A 19,201-nucleotide genomic window follows, 5' to 3' on the forward strand; every position below is an offset into this window, starting at 1 on the left:
GCAGTTCCTGGGCCCGGGCGCGGCGCCCGGCTCAGCCCTTCGGTGACAGCACCAGGGTGTCGACCGTTGCCGCATCCACCGCCTTCGCCGAGAACGCCCACGGCTTCTGCACACCGGCGGCCCAGTCGGCCGTCTGGTCGATGTAGTGCTCGTGGTAGGCATGGCCGGAGGCCCCCGTGAGGTGGTTCCAGGTGGAGGCGTCGAAGTCGGCGAGGTCGACCACCATGCGCATCGAGGGAACGGTCGTGGTGGCGTAGCTCTCGCCGAGCTCCCATCCGGTCGCGTTGACCACCGAGGCGCCGCCGCTGACGGGGAACGGGCCCCGGTTGAAGAGTGCTTCGACGGGGGCGATGCCCGAGGAGCCCAGAGTGTCGCTGGTCAGAGTGATCGCATGCAGCGAACCCCAGTTCCACCGGGCGACCACGTCGCCCTGGAGGCCGGAGAGCTCGTCGTAGGCCTGCTCGGCGGAGAGCGCCAGCATCTGCTCCATCCCATCGACGTCGATCTTGTCGTTCGTCCAGAGCGGGTCGGCCGGGTTGTCGAGCATCTCCGACACGACGGCGAACAGGCGTCCCTGGTGGCTGATCGGCAGCGGCTGGTCGCGCTGGGCGAAGATGTTCTGCACGAGGTTCGACCACAGCACGTTCGCGTACGCGGCGCCGGCCGAGGATGCCGCGTTCTGCGCATCCCAGGTGCGCAACAGCTCGACGGCTTCCTTCGGTCCCTTTCCGGAGACGTCCACGTCGCCGAGTGCGGACGCCAGCTGCTTGCCGATCCACATCTCGTTGTCCGTCTGGATGTCACGCATGTCCTGCGCCGTGAGCGGGGCCACGGCCGCCCGTCGTTCGATCAGGTGGGCGATGCGCGCTGCGCGGTAGCCGTAGTCCCAGTCCCTCGAGAGGAAGTAGTCGTAATCGTCGGTCACGATGGCGTTGTTCGCGGTGACGATGTAGCCCGAGCTCGGGTTGTACGACACCGGCAGCTCCTCGAACGGGATGAAGCCGGTCCAGTCGGAGCTGCTGTCCCATCCGGGCTGGGGGAGCCAGCCGTCGCCGGCGCCGCGGATCGGCAGGCGACCGGGCGTCTGGTAACCGATGTTGCCCTCGGTGTCGGCGTAGATGAGGTTCTGCGCCGGCACATCGAAGAGGGACGCCGCGTAGCGGAAGTCCTCGAAGTCCTGTGCGGTCGACAGGGCGAAGATCGCGGTCGCGGCGGTGCCGGGGTCGAGCGCGGTCCACCGCAGGCTCACGGCGTACTCGTCGTCGGATTCCTCCGTCGTCGGACCCGGTTCTGCCCCACCGGCCGCGAGTCCGGGCAACGGGTCGTCGGCGATCGCGGTGAAGTCATCGGTCAGGCCCGAGATGATCGGTCCGTGCACGGTCGAGCGGATCGTGAGCTCGATGTCGTCCCCGCCGGCGACCTTGATGGTCTCGGTGCTCTCCTCGAGCGGCACGAGAGCGCCGTCGCGCCAGTACTGGTCTCCCTCGATCCGCTCGACGTAGAGGTCGGTGACGTCGGTGGTGAGGTTCGTGAATCCCCAGGCGACGGTCTGGTTGTGGCCGATCACGATGCCGGGGAGTCCCGAGAACGAGAAGCCGCCGACGTCGAACGGGCATGCCTCGTTCACGGTCGAGCACTTCAGCTGCACCTGGTACCAGACCGAGGGGAGGGAGGCGCCGAGGTGCGGGTCATTGGCCAGCAGGGGCATGCCGGTCTCGGTGAGCGATCCGGAGACGACCCACGAGTTCGATCCGATGCCTTCGCCGACCTCGCCCACCAGGATGCTCGCCGCTTCGACCACGCTCGAGGTCTCTTCCCAGTCCAGGGTGGTCGTCGCCAGCTGGATGTCGCCGTCCTGCTCCGGCACGGTCGTGAACGCCGCTTCGGCGTCGGTGTCGAGCGTGGGCACGGTCGAGATCTTGGGGACGATGACCGGGTTCTCGTCGAACGGGTAGTCGGGATAGAGCTTCTCGAGAATCGTCGAGGTGGCGACGGCAGGATCGGCGGTTGGACCGGCGTCGAGTTCGGCGGCCAACAGCGCCCGCTCGGACTCGTCCTCGACGTTGCCCCGGAGGTCCCAGGCCATCGCCTTCAACCATGCCACCGAGTCCGCAGGTTCCCAGGGCTCAGGGGTGTAGTCGGGGTTCTGCATGCCGATGACGGCATACTCGAGCGAGAGCTCGGCACCCGAGCGCGACGCGAGGTAGGCGTTGACACCGTCGGCATAGGCCTCGTAATAGCTGAGCGTCTTCTCGTCCATCGCGGCGACCTCGGCCTCGGCGACCTTGCGCCATCCGAGCGTGCGCAGGAAGGCATCCGTCCCGGCCTGCGACTCGCCGAACATCTCGGCGACACGGCCAGAGGTGACGTGGCGCCGGAAGTCCATCTCGAAGAAGCGGTCCTGCGCGTGCACGAAGCCCTCGGCGAAGAACAGGTCGTCCGTGGAGTCTGCGGTGATGGTCGGGATGCCGCGGTCGTCGCGCTGCACGGTGACCTCGGCAGCGAGCCCGTCGAGCGTCACGGTGCCGGAGGTCTGCGGGAATGAACGCTGGATGGTCCAGGTCACGAAGAATGCGGCGGCCACGGCGATCACGATGATGGCGGCCAGCACCAGGAACGCGATGCGCCCGATGCGAGGGCCCCACGCGCGGCGCGCGGGTACGTCGATGGGCTGCGAGTCTGTCGTCATCGTCGAGAACTCTTTCGGGGTAGTGCGAGGAGGACTCAGTTCCACCGAGGCCGGGTACGCGTTTCGGGGACGCGCTCTCGCATCTTATACACACGCGTCCTCGTGCGGGGAGCCGCGCCCCCCGCACGAGGGGTCTCATCCGATCAGGCTCGGCTGCAGATCACGCAGGGTGCGACGGTGCGTCATGCGGGTGACCCCGAGCATCGCGAACAGCAGCGCCCCGATGAGCCACATGCCGAGCACCGCGAGATCCCAGCCTGCGCGGCCGAGGTTCCCGCCGTACATGAGCTGACGCATCGCATCGACCACGTAGCCCAAGGGCAGCACATGGTGCAGGGCCGCGAGGGGTGCCGGCAGCGTCTGCCACGGGAACGTCCCGCCGGCCGTCACGAGTTGAAGAACCATCAGCACGAGCCCGAGGAACTGCCCGACTGATCCGAGCCAGACGTTCAACGCGAGGATGATCGCCGCGAACGTCGCGGAGGCGAAGATCATCACCCCGAGGGTGCCCAGCGGATGGTTGAACGTGAAGCCCAGCGTGATCGCGAGGATGCCCATCAGACCGACCATCTGCACCGCGCCGAGCATGGCCGGCGTCAGCCATCCGGCCAGCGTGATCCGGATCGGCGAGTGCAGGGCCGTGACAGCGCGGCGCGAGATCGGCTTGACGATCAGGAACAGCGCGTAGATGCCGATCCAGGCCGAGAGGGCGGCGAAGAACGGAGCGAGCCCTGCGCCGTAGTCCTCGGCGGACGCGACCTTGTCGCTCGACACCGTGACCGGATCGGCGATGGTGTCGGCCTGCAGGGTGCGCAGCTCCGGAGTGGATGCCGGAATCGCGTCGACGCCGTCGGAGAGCCCGTCTCGCAGTTCGGCGGTGCCGGATGCGAGAGTGCTCAGGCCGTCGCGCAGCTGCGCCGCACCATCGTTCGCCGCGGCGGCGCCGGTGGCGACGGTGCTCGCTCCTGCGGCGAGGTCGGAGGCTCCGGAGGCGAGGGATGCCGCACCGGCGGCGAGCTGGTCTACCTTTCCGACCGCGGCCTGCACCTTGCTGTTGCCGTCCTGCAGACGCGTGGCCAAGGGGTCGAGCCGGGCGAGCACCTGGTCGATCTCCTCCTGGCTGAGGCCCTGCGCTGTCAGGGCGTCGGCGATGTCGGTGCGCACCTGGGGCAGCGCGTCGGCGGCCTGCTGCACGGCAGAACCAGCGCGATCGGCGACGTCGGCGAGCTGTCGGTTACCTGCGCTCACCTGCTGCGCTCCGGAGGCCAGGGTCTGCGCCCCGGAGGCGAGCTGCGCGGTTCCTGCGGCGAGCTGAGCGGTGCCGTCCGCGAGCGTGGAGCTTCCGGACGCGGCGGTGTTCGCGCCGTCCGTGAGCTTCGTGGCGCCGTCCGTGGCCGTGATCAGGTTGTCGCGCACGTCGCTCAAGCCCGTCAGCAGGCGCTCGGCCGCCTCGCTGCCGACCATCTCCGCGACCGAGCTGCGGATCTTCTCGACCGCCTGCGTGCCCATGGATGACGCCAGGTAGTTGTTCGCGTCGTTCGTCTCCAGGTCGATGCGGGCCTGGTGCGGGTCGTCGCCCGCGGCGGAGGTGAGTGCGGTGGAGAAGTCCGAGGGGATCGTCACCGTGAAGTCGACCGTGCCGTCGCGCAGTGCGGTCGCTGCTTCGTCGGCCGACATCCGCTGCCAGTCGAAGGCATTGCCCTCGATCAGGTTCTCGGCCACATCCTCGCCGTAGTTGACGGTGTCGCCGTTCGGCGCCTCGGTGCCGGTCGTGGGTGCAGGGGCGCCCTCGTCGGCGACCACGAGTGCGACGGGCACGTCGGGGAACTTCGCGTAGGGATCCTGGTTCGCCCAGAGGTACAGGCCGCCGTAGAGGATCGGCACGCACACGAGCGCGATGAGCGCGATGACGCCCATCTTGCTCGCGGTGAGACGCCGCAGCTCGGCGGCGATCATCGCGGGAACCTTCATCGTGCGGCTCCGTTCTCGGTCGTGTCGGTGTCGGTGTCGACGACCTCGGCTGCGTCGACAGGCTCGGCAACCCCGTCGTCGGGCTCCGCAACCCGGGGTTCCTCGACAGGCTCGTCGGCCGACGGATCCGCAGGATCCGCATCCTCTGGCGCATCGAGGGCCAGTGGCTGCACGGGACCGGAGGCGTTGATCGCCTCGAACTCCTGCATCCGTTCGAGGGCGACGGCGGCCGAGCCTCCGATGATCACGAGCATCGCGTACCCGCGATCGGCGAACTCGCCGGCGATGCGCCACCAGCCGTCCGGACTTCCGCCATGGCGGTCGGGCGCGACCAGCACGACGCCGTCGACGCCCTCGCGCAGGACGGCGAGCTCGCACAGGATGCGCACGCGCGCTGCGGGATCGACGTTGCCGATCGGGGTCGAGGCGAGCTCGTCGTAGCCGAGCTGGGTGAGCCAGCGCCGTGCATGCAGGGGCGTCGCGCCGACGCCCGCGAACATGAGCTCCTCGCCGACGACGCCGGCGAGGGTGATGTCGGGGTGCGGATCGCTGACATCGGGGGAGTCGACCAGCGCGATGCGACGGCGAAGTTCTTTCGGGTTCGCGGTGTCGTCGATGGTCACCCGGCCGGTGTCGGGCTTCATCCGTCCGCTCGCGATGAGGCCGAGCACCGTGGGGCGCTGCTCGGTCTCGGCGAGGGCGAAGCGCACGGCCCCGCTGTGGAACTCCAGGCTCATCGGGGGGAGCGCCTGCCCGGCGCGGCCCTTGCTCACCTCGTGCAGTGTGATCCTCATGCGTCTGCCTCCGTGTTCGATGGTGCACCGACCGCGGGGTGCGTGGCGAGCAGTTCGTCGGCTTCGCGCCACGACAGCCCGGCGATGCTCAGCACCGTGCGGACGGCGATGCTGGCGGCTTCGGTGCTCGCGGCATCCGTGCGGGAGACGACCGTGCGGGCCATCTCCTCGATCAGGCGGGCGAGCGTGGGTGCGGTGAGGTCGGTGCGGAAGCTGCCGTCCTCCTGACCTCTCCGCACGAGTGCCGCGAGCGTGCGACGCAACGGTGCGAGTGCGGCGCCGGTGTGCTCGACGTGCGCCTCGTCGAGCGCGAGGGCGGCGGCCACCTGCACGTGCGCAGCCTCCTGCCAGAGCAGGGCGGCGAGGCGGGCCAGTGCGAGGCGGGCGTCGTCGTCGGTCACGGTCTCGGCGATCGCGTTGAAGCGCTGGGCGCCGTTCGCGATGAGCTCGCGGATCAGGGCGTCGCGGTCGTCGAAGTGGCCGTAGAGGGTGCGACGCGAGAGGCCGGCGCCGCGGGCGATCACGTCGATCGAGGCATGGGGGTCGACGGCGAGGGCGGTGCGGGCGGCCGAGAGGATGCCGGCGCGGTTCTCGACGGCGTCGCGGCGGGGTGCGCGGGTGGTCATGGGCCCATGGTACTTATGGTGCACAGTAGTGTGCAAGATAAGCCGAGGACTCACAGCATCCTCGTATCCGGGCCGGGGCAGGACGCACAAAGGGGGCGGATGCCGCAGCATCCACCCCCTCCTGGGAAACCGTGTCAGTCGGTGCCGGAGTCGAAAGCCGCCCCTTCGGAGGCCGTGTCGACGGCATCCGCCAGGGTCTCGTCGATCTCCTCGACCGAACCGGTGATCTCGCCGGACTCGCCGGCGGTCACGCGTCCGACGAGCTCGCCGGTCGCGCCGCCCACGAGGCCGAGGCCCGCGTACTGCTCGAGGCGGGCACGCGAGTCCGCGATGTCGAGGTTGCGCATCGTGAGCTGGCCGATGCGGTCGACCGGGCCGAAGGCGGCGTCGCCGACACGCTCCATCGAGAGCTTGTCCGGGCCGTACGACAGGTTGGGCGAGACGGTGTCGAGGATCGTCCAGTCGTCGCCGCGACGCAGGCGGATCGTGACCGAGCCCGAGATCGTGAGGCCGACCCAGCGCTGGATCGACTCGCGCAGCATGAGCGACTGCGGCTCGAGCCAACGCCCCTCGTACATCAGGCGGCCCAGGCGGCGGCCCTGCTCGTGGTAGGTCGCGAGGGTGTCCTCGTTCAGGATGCCGTTGACGAGGCGCTCGTAGGCGATGAACAGCAGCGCCATGGCCGGAGCCTCGTAGATGCCGCGCGACTTCGCCTCGATGATGCGGTTCTCGATCTGGTCGCTCATGCCGAGGCCGTGGCGTCCGCCGATCGTGTTGGCCTCCTGCACCAGCGCGACCGGGTCGGTGTACTCGACGCCGTTGATCGCGACCGGGCGACCGGCCTCGAAGGTGACCGTGACGTCTTCGGTCTCGATCGCGACGGACGGATCCCAGAACTTGACGCCCATGATCGGGTCGACGGTCTCGAGCGAGACGTTCAGGTGCTCGAGGGTCTTGGCCTCGTGCGTCGCGCCCCAGATGTTCGCGTCGGTCGAGTAGGCCTTCTCGGCGGAGTCGCGGTAGGGGAAGTCGCGGGCGACGAGCCAGTCGCTCATCTCCTTGCGGCCGCCGAGCTCGGTCACGAAGTCGGCGTCGAGCCACGGCTTGTAGATGCGCAGGCGCGGGTTGGCGAGCAGGCCGTAGCGGTAGAACCGCTCGATGTCGTTGCCCTTGTAGGTCGAGCCGTCGCCCCAGATGTCGACGCCGTCCTCCTTCATGGCGCGCACCAGCAGGGTTCCGGTGACCGCGCGCCCGAGGGGCGTGGTGTTGAAGTACGTCCTGCCGCCGGAGCGGATGTGGAAGGCGCCGCAGGAGAGGGCGACGAGGCCCTCTTCGACCAGGGCGGTCTTGCAGTCGACCAGTCGCGACGCCTCGGCGCCGTACTCCAGCGCGCGGCCGGGGATCGACTCGATGTCGTCCTCGTCGTACTGACCGAGGTCGCCGGTGTAGGTGAAGGGAACGGCGCCCTTCTCGCGCATCCACGCGACGGCGACGGAGGTGTCGAGTCCTCCGGAGAAGGCGATGCCGACGCGCTCGCCGACGGGAAGAGACTGGAGGACCTTGGACATGCTTCCCAGTCTATCCGCGGCGTGTCGGGTGTTTCGGACGCTCGAGCGCGGTCAGCCCACGACGGCGGCGTCGAGGTCGTCGAGGTGCTCGGCCTCGGCGGTCAGCCGTGCAAGCTCGCGCCGCTGGTGCGCGGCATATCGACCGCCCCAACTGGTCAGCGCTTCCACGAGGGGCATCGATCCTCGACCGAGGTCACTCAGCCGGTACTCGACCTTGGGGGGAACCTGCCGGTAGACCATCCGGACGACGAGCCCGTCGTCTTCCAGCTCACGCAGCTGGCGGGTGAGCACGCGGGCGGTCGGCTCGCCGAGCAGTCTGCCGAGCTCACCGAATCGGAGCACCTCGTGCTCGTCGAGAAGGCTGAGGATGCTGGGCTTCCATGCCCCGCCGAGCACAGCGACCGAGATCTCCGCGTCGCAGGCGTCGCCCCAGCCCCGAATGATGCGCTCCGTCTTCTCCCTCATCGCTTCCACCTTCCTTCGCGCTTCATAGTATCCGAAGTGTAAGTATGTACCTCAAATGACCGTACTTGTCAGAAGCGTACCTCCGCCCGAGACTGAGATGGTGACCTTCTCGACCTCCACGCCGACCGCTCGACCTCGCACGACCCGCCACCCGTGGCTCGCCATGATTCCGCTGCTCCTCGGCATCCTGATCGGCGCGCTCGCGATCAGCAGTGTGTCGACCGCGCTGCCGGCCATCCGAGAAGACCTCATCCTCAGTGACAGCGGCGCCCTCTGGCTCGTCGACGTCTACGCACTGTCGCTCGCTGCGACCCTCATCGTCGCCGCACGGATCGGTGACGCGTTCGGCCGCAAGCGGATCGTGATTCTCGGACTCGCAGGCTTCGCCGTGCTCAACGTCGTGGGTGGATTCGCGCAAGACGGGATGGTGCTGATTGTCGTGCGCGCGCTCCTCGGTGTCGCCGAGGCCTTCGTCGTGGCGGGGGTGGTCGCCACGATCGGCGCCCACTATCAAGCGCGGCAGCGGGTCCTGGCCTACGGCCTGTGGACCGCGACCTTCGGTGCGGGCAGTGCCCTGGGTCCCGTGCTCGGCGGGGTCGTCACGGAAGGCCCCGGATGGCGGTGGCTGCTCCTCGGGAGCGTGCCGCTCGCGGTGCTCGCCGGTGTGCTCGCGATCTGGCTCGTGCCCGACTCCCGCAGCTCTCGTCCGCCGTCGTGGGACGCACTGAGCATCGGGTCGTCGATTGTGGCTCTCGGTGCCCTGGCCTTCGCGCTGCACGAGGTGCTCGCCGCTCCCATCCCTGCCGCCGTCGCCGGAGCCGTCGCGGTCGCGACCCTCGTCTCCTTCATCCGACGCCAGCGCATCCTGCAGGAGCCGCTCATCGACATGCGGCTGTTCCAGGTACCCGGTTTCAGTCCTGCCATCGTGCGCATCGTGGCGAGCGGCGGCGTCTCGTCGGCGACCGTGCTCCTGGTGAGTCTGCACCTGCAGGACGCCAGGGGGCACAGCGCGGCAGAGGCGGGGCTGGCGATTCTTCCGCAGGCGGTCGCGATCGCGCTGGGCGGCGTGCTCGCTCCGCTGTTCCTGCGATGGCTGAGCTCGCCCACGCTGACGGTGCTCGCTCTCGTGGTGCAGGGCGCGGGACTGGTCTGGCTGTCGACCGGGGTCGCACTCGTCGTGATGCCGCTGGTGCTCGTCGGCCTCGGATTCGGTATCACGGCGACGCTCGCAGCGACGACGCTCTTCGACGTCACGACCGAGGATGATGCCGGTCAGGTCGGGGCGATCCAGGAGGTCGGATTCGCGCTCGGCGGCGGCCTCGGCATCGCTGTGCTCGGAACGATCGCCTCGATCGTCGGGCCGGGGGGCTTCACGGTCGCTCTCCTCGTCGCGGCGGTGGCGGTCGTGGCCGCGGCCCTCCTGCCGCTGTGGAGACGCACATCGACGGATGTCGTCCCCGCGCCTCGCTGACGCGGCCCCTCGCCGATGCCGCCCCACTGAAGAAAGGTTCACCCTTGTCGCACCCACGTGCCACCGTCCACTGGATCTACGCCCACCCTCAGGAGAGCTCCTTCAACGCGCGGCTGTTCCGCGACGGTGTCGAGGCGCTCTCGCGCGACTACGACGTCGAGACCACCGATCTCTACCGACAGCGGTTCGACCCCGTCCTCGCCGGTCCTGACCTGGGCGACCCGCAGGGGAGGGACGGGAATGTGGTCGAGCTGATGGGGGAGGTCTACGCGGGCGGGCAGGTGCCGCCCGACGTGGTCGAGGAGCAGCGCAAGCTCCACGCAGCCGACCTCGTCGTGATCCAGTTCCCGCTGTGGTGGTACGGACCCCCGGCGATCCTCAAAGGGTGGTTCGATCGTGTGCTCACGAACGGGTTCGCATACGGCCCGGTCGACCCGGACACAGGTCTCCCTCTCCGCTACGGCGATGGTCCTCTGGCCGGACGCCGTGCCCTCGTGATCGTGACGGCCGGTGAGGACGAGCGCTCCATCGGCAGACGGGGTGTCAGCGGGGACCTCGACTCGCTGCTGTTCCCCCTCACTCACGGAACCCTCTGGTACACGGGGATCGAACCACTCGATCTGCACGTCGTCCACGACGCGGACAGCCTCGGGCGCACCGAGATCGACCACGAGAGCGCCCGCCTGCGCGAACGGCTCTCGGGGATCGCCGACGAATCGCCGAGCAGCCCCTATCGCCGACTTCGCGACGGCGACTACCACGGCATCCGGGCGCTCCGAACGGATCTGCTCCCCGGTCGCACCGACCTCGGCATCCATCGAGTGCGGAGCGACTGAGCGGAGCGGAGCCGGGCAGCGGGCGACGCGCAGGAGGCATCTGCCGTTTCCGCCAGAGCGGTGGCAGAGTGGCCGTGAAGGAGGCGGCACATGGGTGGAGCGATTCTCTGGGGCGTGGTCGCCGCGGCGCCGCTGTTCATCGGCGCCGTGCTCGCACTGCTCCGGAAATGGCCGCCCCGCTGGCTCGGGATCGTGCTCGGCTTCGGCGCCGGCGCACTCATGGCCTCCATCGCGTTCGAGCTGTGGGAGGAGGGGCTCGACCTCGCAGGTCCCATCCCCCTCGTGGCCGGCGTCGCGGCCGGAGCGATCAGCTACTACATCGCCGACCGCATCCTCGACGCCAGAGCCGCGAAGACCAAGGCGAAGGCGGGCGGTGGCCAGCTCGCGGTCGGCGCCCTGCTCGACGGCATCCCCGAGCAGCTCGTGCTGGGCATCGGTCTCGCCTCCGGGGAACCGGTCAGCATCGCGCTCGTGGTGGCCATCCTGGTCTCCAACCTGCCCGAGTCGATCGGCTCCGCGGCGGACCTCCTCGAGGACGGGATGGCGAAGTCGCGAGTGCTGCTGCTGTGGGCAGGGGTCGCCGTGATCTGTGCCCTCGCGACCGTCGCCGGCTTCGGATTGGCCAGTATCACCGGCGACGACTTCCGCTCGGCCGCGAGCGGTTTCGCGGCCGGCGCGCTGCTCGTGATGCTGGTCGATTCCATGGTCCCCGAGGCGCAGTCCAAGGCGAAGGAGTCGACGGGACTCGCGACCGTGCTGGGCTTCGCGCTCGCCGCCGGGCTCGCTCTCGCCCCCTGACGACCGCAGTGACCACCCCCACGCGGTGGCGGTCAGCGAGGAGGATCGCTCAGGCGACGATCAGGTCTTTCCGTGCGTCTGGTCGCGTCGCACGCTGCGGCCCGTGATCTTCTCGACGCGGAACGTCAGGGGCAGGTCGCGCTCGCTGTCGGCCCACGGGTTCACGCGAGCCCTGGCGCCGGGGACCTTCTCCTCGGGGACCCGCGAGAGGGAGCCGTGCATCAGAACGCTCCAGGCGGTGCTGCCGAGGGGGTCGTGGTAGTCCACCTCGAACGACACATCCGCCGGCTCCCGCGTCAGCTCACCCAGCAGACCGTCGGGAGCGGTGCGGAGCAGCAGGTCGTGACCGGACACGACGAAGTTCACGGGAAGGATCTGCACCCGCCCCTCGTGGACGAAACCGACCCGGCCGATCGTGGTCGTGGTCAGCAACTCGTAGGACTGCTGTTCGTCGAGTACTCGGATCATCGGCATGCGCCTTCCCTCTGGCGCCAGTGTATCCAGCGGGGAGCGGCACTTCGAGGGGTTCCCACGCGATCGGAGCGGGGCACCCCGCCACCCGGCGGACTCTGCCGCACGGAACGGCCCCGCCTGGCGGGTTACGCTCGGGGGCGACGTCGGGGAGTCTGGCGGGACGCCGCCGCAGTGGCGACCGAGAACAAAGGAGTTCTGATGACCGAAACGACCCTCCGCCCTCCGTTCGACCCGGAACTGGAGGCCGCCCTGGCTCTGGTCGGCGACCAAATGCCCGCGACGCTGACGGCCGAGATGATCCCGCTGATGCGGCAGAACCCGGTGGCCGGTGAGGACGAGATCTTCCGGGCGCTCGACGAGCGCGGCTTCACCCGTCGCGACGTCACCATCGCGGGCCATGAGGGCGAGGAGATCGTCGTCTCGGTGATCGCGAAGCAGGGACGCACCGGCACCGGGCCCGGCTTCTTCCACACGCACGGCGGCGGCATGATCATCGGCAACCGCTGGCTCGGGGTCACCGGGTTCCTGGACTGGGCCGAGCGGTTCAACGGTGTGATCGTCACGGTGGAGTACCGCTTGGCGCCGGAGTTCCCCGACCCGTATCCGGTCGAGGACTGCTACGCCGGTCTGGTGTGGACCGCCGACAACGCCGCCGAACTCGGCATCGACCCGAACCGCATCCTGATCGGGGGCGGCAGCGCCGGGGGAGGTCTCGCCGCCGGCACCACCCTGCTCGCCCGCGACCGCCGCGGGCCCGCACTCATCGGGCAGCTGCTGATCTACCCCATGCTGGACGACCGCGACGAGAGCGTCTCGACGCAGCAGATCGACGGTATCGGCGTGTGGGACCGCGGCTCCAACATCACCGGATGGACCGCACTTCTGGGCGACCGCAAGGGGACGGACGACGTGTCGATCTACGCCGCTCCGGCGCGCGCGACCGACCTCACCGGACTGCCTCCGGCCTTCATCGACTGCGGCAGCGCCGAGGTGTTCCGCGATGAGGACGTCGCCTACGCCACCAAGCTCTGGGAGGCCGGCGTCCAGGCCGAGCTGCATGTGTGGGCCGGAGGCTTCCACGGCTTCGACATCTTCGCCCGCATGCCGCGGTCGCCCAGGCGATGCTCGCCGCGCGCGACGACTGGGTGAACCGCCTGCTCGGCTGACTCCCGCACCCTACGGGGTCGCCCGTCGACCCCGTAGGGTGGAATCCCCCGCGCGATGGAGCCCGACATGCAAGATCTGCTGGGGCGGCTCACCGCCCTCGACCCGGATGCGAGCGAGACCCTCAAGGTCGTCTCCTACTTCGACACCCTCGTCGCGCGTGCGGTCGGCACCGAGAGCATGCTGCGGGGTGCGGCCGTGCTGAGCGGTGCGACCGTGGGACAGCGCGACGCGCGTCAGATCATCCGGGTGCGAGCCGACGGGGTCCGCATCGATCCGGTCGACCCCGGCGACAGGTGGATGCTGCGCGACAGCGGCCCGGATGCCGTCGCCTGGATCGAGCGCGAGGGCGAGCCCCACACCAACGACGCCATGATCCTGGAGCGGCTCACGCTCGCGCTCGGCATTCTCCGCGCCCGCCGCGCCGGAGATGCGGAGAGCGCGGTCGAGCTGGTGATCAGCTCCTTCGCGGGCGAGGGTGAGCGGGCATCCGCTCTGTCGCGACTGCGCCTGGTCGCCGCGCCGATGCGGGTGATCGCCTCTCCGCCGGATCCCGCGCCGCTGCCCCGGCATCCCTCCGCGGTCGTGGCCACGCGTCACGGACTGACCAGGGCCACGATCGTCCCCGCCGGCACCGCGACGGATGACGTGTGGGCCGCGTCGAGCGACCTGCGCGTCGGCATCGGCACCGCGGGCCCCGGAGAGCACCTGCCGGGTTCCTGGGCAGAGGCCCTGATCGCCGTGCGCCTCACGACCGTGTCAGAGCCGGTGGTCGCCGCCGACGACCTCGGTGCCTTCCTGTTGATCGCCGGTTCCGCGGACTCCGGTGCGCTGCATCCGGACGCCGCGTCGCTCGCCCGGCTGGATGCCCGCAGCCGCGAACTGCTCGACGCGGTGGTCGACGAGCAGAGCGTGCGCGCCGCCGCCGTGCGCCTGGGACGCCACCACTCCAGCGTGCAGGACCGTCTGACCGCGTTGATCGAGCAGCTCGGCTACGACCCGCGCACCCCGCGGGGGCAGATGCGCTTCGTCACCGCCCGCATGCTGCTGCAGCTCGCCGGCTGAGACGCCGCGGCGGCCGGTCGTCACTCGAACCCGGGGTACTCCTGCAGCTTCTGCTCGAACTCGGCGCGGTCGGCCTCGCTGAGCACAGCGCTCGCGATCACCATGAGCTGCAGCCCCTCGAGCGGCTCGCCGGTCCGGGCGTTCTGCGCCTCCCTGGCGATGCGGAAGTCCCCGGTGGGATCGTTCGACAGGTCGTAGATGTTGGCGTAGAACCGCATCGGGTCCGGGTAGTTCTCGGTGTAGTACTCCCAGGTGTGCTGCGTGCGGGGGTCATCGCTGCCGTAGAGCTTCGCGATCATCGTCGGATCGATGCCGGAGTTGGTCGGATCGTTGAAGCTGTAGAGGTTCCACAGACCGTGCTCGATCACGACCTGGTCGATGATCCGCATGACCTCGACCTTGCGCTCCGGGTCTTGGATCGGCTCGTTCGTCGACCATCCGACCGAGGTGTACTCGATGAGCATCGATTCGCCGCCGTAGCCGTTGCGCTCCGGGCGCAGATCCTCGTCTCCCACCTCCGTCCAGGTGTAGCCGAAGCGGTCGCTGAGGCGGGTGCGGATGTCGGCGAACAGGCTGTCCGCGTCGGCGCGCACCTCCTCGAGGGACTGCTGGGCGAGCACGTTCTGCGAGTCGGTGCCCTTGATCCCCGGGTACGCCTCCGCGTGCTTCTGCTCCTCGGACTTCACGCCTTCGTAGTTGCCCGATGCGGAGGTCTGCAGGGCGCTCATGCCGCCGACGGTCGCGACGTTGAAGATGATCGTGACGACCAGGGCGATGGCGCCCAGCATCCTGCCTCTGCGGGAGACCAGCGCCGCCACGATCACCGCGACGACGATGAGCTGCAGAGTGAGCATCGTCACGCCGTACAGGATGTCGGTGCCACCGGCGAACAGGGTTCCGAACAGGATCAGCACGAACAGGATGGCGGACAGCAGGGCGATCCAGCCGATCGCATTCGCGGGCTGCTTCGCCTCGGGAGCGCCCGGGTCGACGGCGGGGAGGGGGGGAACCCACGATGCCGGCGCCTGCTGGCGGCGGGCGTTCTTGTACCCGCCGGGCGGCGGGACGGGAGGGGCGCCCTCGGTGCCGGCGACGTAGCGCGCCCGCTGCTTCTCGTGATCCATCACCATGGCTTGTCCGTTCCCGAGCCGCCGGGGTCGTCGCCGTTCTGCTGCTGGTCGCGTTCCTGCGTGCCCTGCTCCAGCTTGTCCTGCAGTTCCTGCAGCTTGTCCTCCGACGGCTGCGGTTCCTGCTCCTGCGGCTCCTCCTCCTGCGGAGGCGGGGGCTGCTGCTCTTCCTGCTGCTTCTGCTTCAGGCGGTCCTTCGTGTCTTCCAGCGACTTCTCCATGTCGCGCTGCGGGTCGGAGGACTGCTGCTGCGCGTCGTCGCTGTTGCATTCCTCCGGCGTCTCCAGCGTGACGGTCAGGGCCTCGCCGTAGAACTCCGCGGCGCTCGCACCGTCCCCATCCGCGCGGGCGGCATCGCCCTGTCGCTCGATCACGAGCGCGAGGTTGATGCGCACGCCGCAGACCTCCAGGCCGTGTGCGAGTTCGAGTGCTTCTTCGAGCTTCGCGCGCGCCGCGGGCAGGTGCTCGGCCGCGCCCAGGGCGGTGCCGACGTTGAACGGCGCCTTGTACGGCTCGAACCAGTTGAGGAACTCCTGGCCGCGCGCTGACGCCTCCGACCCGGAGAAGTCGTCGACCACGTACGCCGTGATCGCCTGATGCGCGAAGGCGTACATGCTCAGCAGCTTGCCCACGAAGAGCAGCGCGGCGAGGGTGAGGGGGAGCGTGCCGATCGCGATCCACCGACGGATGCGGCGGCGCCGGCGATTCGCCGCCAGCAGTGCGGCCGCGGGGTTCGGGGCATCGACGGTCATCGGGCACCTCCCTCGGGGCGAGACGGAGCGCGGTCACGCGGAGCGCGCAGCTGACGCAGCCGTGCGATCAGCATCGTGGCCCTGGTCAGCTCGAAGCCGAGGAGTGCCAGGATCACGAGCGCCGCGATCCAGTAGAGCTCGGTGACGTTCCCGGTCGAGCCGGACTCCGCGTAGCTGGTCGTCGTGGAGGGAGGGGCGGGCAGCGTCGGCGCGGCATCCGCCGTCCGGTGCTCGTAGTCGACGCCGAGCTGACCCGCGACGGCCTTCAGGTTCGCCTCGTCGATCGTCGACAGCGCGTCGGCGCCCTCGTACTCGATGTAGCCCGGGTTGTCGCCGGAGAGTCCACCGCTGGTGATGCGCATGGGTCCGCCCTCGGCGGTGCCGTAGCCGAGCACGGCGCCGGCATCGGTGTACTTCGCGCTCGCGCTGAACGACTCCGGTGGCGTGTCCACCGTCTGCTCGCCGTCGCCGAAGTAGAACACCATGCGCGAGCGGTCGGGCGACGACTCGGCCGCTCCCTTCAGGGTCTCGGCGAGCAGCGGAGCGGCGATCCCGATCGAGCTGCCCCGGGACTGGCTCGTCACCTCGGGGCGCAACACATCGAGCGAGCCGACCAGGGCGGTGGTGTCGGTGGTCAGCGGCATCCGCAGCTCGGCCGCGGCGTCGAAGGTGAGCAGCGCGAAGCGCGCACCGGGGTACTCCTGGATGATCGCCCTGACGTCATCCCGCACCCCGTCGAGACGTGGCTGGTCGCCGTCCCAGTCCTCCGCGACGATGCTGGCGGTGGTGTCGACGACCAGCACGATGTCGGTGTCGGTCGCGAGCGTCTGCGTCGCGCCGCCGGGGATGCCGGGACGCAGCACCAGGAAGAAGCAGGCCAGCACCAGCACGAGCCGCAGCGTCCACAGGAGGCGGTGCGAGGCGACGGCACCGGCGCCCGCCGCCTTCGCAGCGGTCCCTGTCGCAGGGCGAGGAGCGCGGATCAGCACCCAGACGACGAGGGCCGTGAGCGGGAGGAAGAGCAGCACCAGCAGGAGCGGGTGCAGGACGGGCTGGAAGATCACAGTCGCACCCTCCACACCACGATGATGAACGACAGCACTGCGACCATCAGCACGGCGATCCAGAGGTTCGGGGTGTCGGTCCACACGATCTGGGCCTCACCGCGCAGCGCCGTCGCCTCCTGCTCCTGCACCTGCGTGACGATGTCGGAGACCGTGGTCGTGTCCCGCAGGCCGAACGCGGCGCCGCCGGTCGCCTCGGCGGCGGCGGACAGCTCGGCGCTCACGTCGGCATCCTTGCCCTGCACCGGGTTGAGCGCGAAAACCCGCACATCCTTCGACGCGGCGTAGGCCGCGGCCTCTTCCAACGTGACGATCGAGGCGCCGTTGACCTCGTTGTCCGTGGCGAAGATGACGGAACGGGAGCGCTCGTCGTCCGGCCGGTCGAAGCCCATCGTGCAGGCGGCGAGCCCGTCGCCGATGAGCGAGGCGCCGTTGCCGTTGAGGGTCCCGACCCAGTGCTCCGGAATCTCGTCGACGTAGTCGAAGCTGCTCTTGATGCTCTCCAGATGAGTACGGATGAACGCGTAGTCGTCGGTCAGCGGGAAGATCTGCACCGGCGAGCTGTTGAAGATCGTCAGCCCGATGCGCTCGCCTTCGAAGCCGTCGAGCAGCTCCTCGAACACGCTGAGCACCTCGACATCGACCTCGGTCATCGACCCGGAGACGTCGAGGCACAGCATGATGTCGCGGCTGGTGTTGACCGGCTGGATGGTCTGCGACGACATCGGACGCGCGGCCACGACGCCCGCGGTGATCACCGCGACCGCTCCGAGCGCGAGGATGCCGGTGAGCGCGAGCACCCGGCGCAGCAGCGCCTCGCGGAAGCTCGGCAGCCGGCGCAGGCGTTCGGCGCGTGCGATGCGTGCGGTCTCGGCGGCGTGGGAGCGGCCGGGACGCCGCAGGCCCAGGAAGAGGCCGATGCCGACGGCGATGATCACCACCGCGATCGCGACGATGATCATCCAGAAGTTCGCTAGTGCCATGTGCGCACCACCGTCCGCGCTGCCTCGGCGCCGGCGACCGGATCGATCGACGGACCCTGGCGGAAGATGCTCGGGTAGTAGTGCCGACCCATCGCGTCGATCAGCGCGGGGTGCACGCCGCGGGCCTTCAGGTCGTCGAGGGCGAGCACCGGGGCCTCCAGCCCGCTGTACTCGTTGACGAACGTGCGCACGACACGGCTGAGCTCGAGATTCGCGTTGCGCGGGGTCAGCCGGCGCTCGCGGTAGTCCGTCTCGATCTGCTGGATACGGTCGAGGTACTCCGTGCGCAGCTGCGAGAGCACGTCCGCGGTCGCCGGCAGCGGGGTCTGCGGCTCGGCGACGGCGACCGCCCGACGGGGACGGGTCAGGAGGATCACGAGCCAGGCCGCGGCGACCAGCAGCAGCAGGATGCCGATCGCGAGCAGCATCCATCCCCAGCCGTACTGGGCCGGAGGGTAGAGCTCATCAGAACCGGGCATTCGACCTCCGGTTCAGCAGGTGCAGCAGCTGGGAGACGGCATCGTCCTGTCCGTCGAGCACGGCGTGACTGATCTCCATGCGGGTGAGCGTCTCGGCGAGGCGGGCGGCGTCGGCCTGCGTCTGCGCCGCCAGCTCCTGCACGATGCCGAGGTCGCCCTGCACGAAGTCCGGCACCTCCCAGAGGCTGTCGACGTCGCTGCGGACGCGGCCGGTCGCGTGATCGAGCACAGGTTCCGCGTCGCGGACCGTGAGCCAGAGCACGTCGTGCTGCACGCGGAGTCGGCGCAGCATCCGTTCGGTCTCGTCGGTGATGGGAGCCTCGTCCGTGACGATCGCGACGATCATGCGGCGGGAGATCGTGCGGGTGACGAACGACAGCAGGGCATCGCGATCGCTGGGCGCCGTGCTGGCGGTGATCGCGCGGTCGATCGTGCGCAGCGTGTGCTCGAGCGCCCCCTCACTGCGGCCGGGAGCGACGCGGCGCACCTTCGCGGCGTCGCCGTAGACGGCCGTGAAGTCGTCGCCGTGGCGGAGGGTGAGCACCCCGAGTGCTCCGGTCGCCAGGATCGCGAGGTCGCGCTTGGGCTGCTCATCGGCCGCGAGGGCCGCCATCGAGCGGCCGGTGTCGACCACGAACAGCACGGTGTGCATGCGGGTCGCCCGCGAGCGCTTGACCAGCGGCGTCCCCAGACGCGCGGTCGCCCGCCAGTCGATGTCGCGCACCTGATCGCCGTACTCGTACTTGCGCAGGTCCTCGAAGTCGAGGCTGCGCCCGTGCAGCAGCGACGCGTAGGCGCCGTCGAGGGCGTGCATCGACTTGCGCGACGAGTGGATGAAGAGCTTGCTCTTCACCTGAGCGATCAGGCTGGCCATG

The 19,201-nt window shown here is 69.6% G+C and carries 18 protein-coding genes; 5 read left to right on the forward strand and 13 right to left on the reverse strand.

The window, feature by feature from the left end; all coding sequences use genetic code 11:
• Positions 1 to 31: 31 nt before the first annotated feature.
• From FB560_RS16970 to FB560_RS16995, 6 genes are all read right to left on the reverse strand, one after another.
• Complete coding sequence (locus tag FB560_RS16970; protein WP_141873745.1) at positions 32 to 2,689, reverse strand: penicillin acylase family protein; 2,658 nt, start codon at positions 2,687 to 2,689, stop codon at positions 32 to 34.
• A 135-nt stretch (positions 2,690 to 2,824) separates the two neighbouring features.
• Complete coding sequence (locus FB560_RS16975) at positions 2,825 to 4,660, reverse strand: YhgE/Pip family protein (RefSeq protein ID WP_141873747.1); 1,836 nt, start codon at positions 4,658 to 4,660, stop codon at positions 2,825 to 2,827.
• Positions 4,657 to 5,454 (reverse strand): hypothetical protein, encoded by a 798-nt coding sequence (locus FB560_RS16980; protein WP_188895021.1) that lies wholly within the window; start codon positions 5,452 to 5,454, stop codon positions 4,657 to 4,659. The genes FB560_RS16975 and FB560_RS16980 overlap by 4 nt, the downstream gene beginning before the upstream one ends.
• The gene (locus FB560_RS16985) at positions 5,451 to 6,080 is read right to left on the reverse strand and encodes a TetR/AcrR family transcriptional regulator (RefSeq protein WP_141873749.1); all 630 of its coding nucleotides are present in this window, start codon (positions 6,078 to 6,080) and stop codon (positions 5,451 to 5,453) included. The genes FB560_RS16980 and FB560_RS16985 overlap by 4 nt, the downstream gene beginning before the upstream one ends.
• A 134-nt stretch (positions 6,081 to 6,214) precedes the next feature.
• Positions 6,215 to 7,648, reverse strand: coding sequence for an argininosuccinate synthase (gene argG, locus FB560_RS16990; protein ID WP_141873751.1), 1,434 nt, complete (start codon positions 7,646 to 7,648; stop codon positions 6,215 to 6,217).
• A 51-nt stretch (positions 7,649 to 7,699) separates the two neighbouring features.
• Positions 7,700 to 8,113, reverse strand: coding sequence for a winged helix-turn-helix transcriptional regulator (locus FB560_RS16995; RefSeq protein ID WP_141873753.1), 414 nt, complete (start codon positions 8,111 to 8,113; stop codon positions 7,700 to 7,702).
• 100 nt (positions 8,114 to 8,213) lie between these two features.
• On the opposite strand from FB560_RS16995, the gene FB560_RS17000 reads away from it, so the two are divergent.
• From FB560_RS17000 to FB560_RS17010, 3 genes are all read left to right on the forward strand, one after another.
• Positions 8,214 to 9,584: an MFS transporter gene (locus FB560_RS17000; RefSeq protein ID WP_170198194.1), complete on the forward strand. Its 1,371-nt coding sequence runs from the start codon at positions 8,214 to 8,216 to the stop codon at positions 9,582 to 9,584.
• Between the two features lie 44 nt (positions 9,585 to 9,628).
• Entirely contained in the window at positions 9,629 to 10,420 is a 792-nt protein-coding gene (locus FB560_RS17005; RefSeq protein WP_141873757.1) for an NAD(P)H-dependent oxidoreductase, read from the forward strand.
• A 90-nt stretch (positions 10,421 to 10,510) separates the two neighbouring features.
• The gene (locus tag FB560_RS17010) at positions 10,511 to 11,218 is read left to right on the forward strand and encodes a ZIP family metal transporter (RefSeq protein ID WP_141873759.1); all 708 of its coding nucleotides are present in this window, start codon (positions 10,511 to 10,513) and stop codon (positions 11,216 to 11,218) included.
• 60 nt (positions 11,219 to 11,278) lie between these two features.
• Here the strand turns inward: FB560_RS17010 and FB560_RS17015 are convergent, their stop codons facing one another.
• Positions 11,279 to 11,686 carry a pyridoxamine 5'-phosphate oxidase family protein gene (locus FB560_RS17015; protein WP_141873761.1) on the reverse strand — a complete coding sequence of 136 codons (408 nt, stop codon included), beginning with the start codon at positions 11,684 to 11,686 and terminating at the stop codon, positions 11,279 to 11,281.
• A gap of 204 nt (positions 11,687 to 11,890) precedes the next feature.
• On the opposite strand from FB560_RS17015, the gene FB560_RS17020 reads away from it, so the two are divergent.
• Positions 11,891 to 12,841, forward strand: a complete 951-nt coding sequence (locus FB560_RS17020) for an alpha/beta hydrolase (protein ID WP_325058567.1) — start codon at positions 11,891 to 11,893, stop codon at positions 12,839 to 12,841.
• An 84-nt stretch (positions 12,842 to 12,925) separates the two neighbouring features.
• Positions 12,926 to 13,921, forward strand: a complete 996-nt coding sequence (locus FB560_RS17025) for a hypothetical protein (RefSeq protein ID WP_229672951.1) — start codon at positions 12,926 to 12,928, stop codon at positions 13,919 to 13,921.
• A gap of 20 nt (positions 13,922 to 13,941) precedes the next feature.
• On the opposite strand, the gene FB560_RS17030 is transcribed toward FB560_RS17025, so the two are convergent.
• The 6 genes from FB560_RS17030 to FB560_RS17055 are packed head-to-tail and all read right to left on the reverse strand — an operon-like array spanning position 13,942 to position 19,200.
• Positions 13,942 to 15,051 (reverse strand): hypothetical protein, encoded by a 1,110-nt coding sequence (locus tag FB560_RS17030; RefSeq protein WP_141873766.1) that lies wholly within the window; start codon positions 15,049 to 15,051, stop codon positions 13,942 to 13,944.
• A complete protein-coding gene (locus tag FB560_RS17035) occupies positions 15,045 to 15,800 on the reverse strand; it encodes a hypothetical protein (protein WP_141873768.1) in 756 nt (251 codons plus the stop codon). Before FB560_RS17035 ends, FB560_RS17030 begins: the two co-directional genes overlap by 7 nt.
• The gene (locus FB560_RS17040) at positions 15,797 to 16,879 is read right to left on the reverse strand and encodes a vWA domain-containing protein (RefSeq protein ID WP_229672952.1); all 1,083 of its coding nucleotides are present in this window, start codon (positions 16,877 to 16,879) and stop codon (positions 15,797 to 15,799) included. The genes FB560_RS17035 and FB560_RS17040 overlap by 4 nt, the downstream gene beginning before the upstream one ends.
• Positions 16,861 to 17,847 (reverse strand): VWA domain-containing protein, encoded by a 987-nt coding sequence (locus tag FB560_RS17045; RefSeq protein WP_229672955.1) that lies wholly within the window; start codon positions 17,845 to 17,847, stop codon positions 16,861 to 16,863. The genes FB560_RS17040 and FB560_RS17045 overlap by 19 nt, the downstream gene beginning before the upstream one ends.
• Entirely contained in the window at positions 17,838 to 18,326 is a 489-nt protein-coding gene (locus FB560_RS17050; RefSeq protein WP_141873770.1) for a hypothetical protein, read from the reverse strand. Before FB560_RS17050 ends, FB560_RS17045 begins: the two co-directional genes overlap by 10 nt.
• Positions 18,313 to 19,200: a DUF58 domain-containing protein gene (locus FB560_RS17055; RefSeq protein ID WP_141873772.1), complete on the reverse strand. Its 888-nt coding sequence runs from the start codon at positions 19,198 to 19,200 to the stop codon at positions 18,313 to 18,315. The genes FB560_RS17050 and FB560_RS17055 overlap by 14 nt, the downstream gene beginning before the upstream one ends.
• Position 19,201 lies beyond the last annotated feature (1 nt).

Origin of the sequence: Microbacterium saperdae, assembly GCF_006716345.1 — a bacterium.
Classification (GTDB): Bacteria; Actinomycetota; Actinomycetes; order Actinomycetales; family Microbacteriaceae; genus Microbacterium; species Microbacterium saperdae.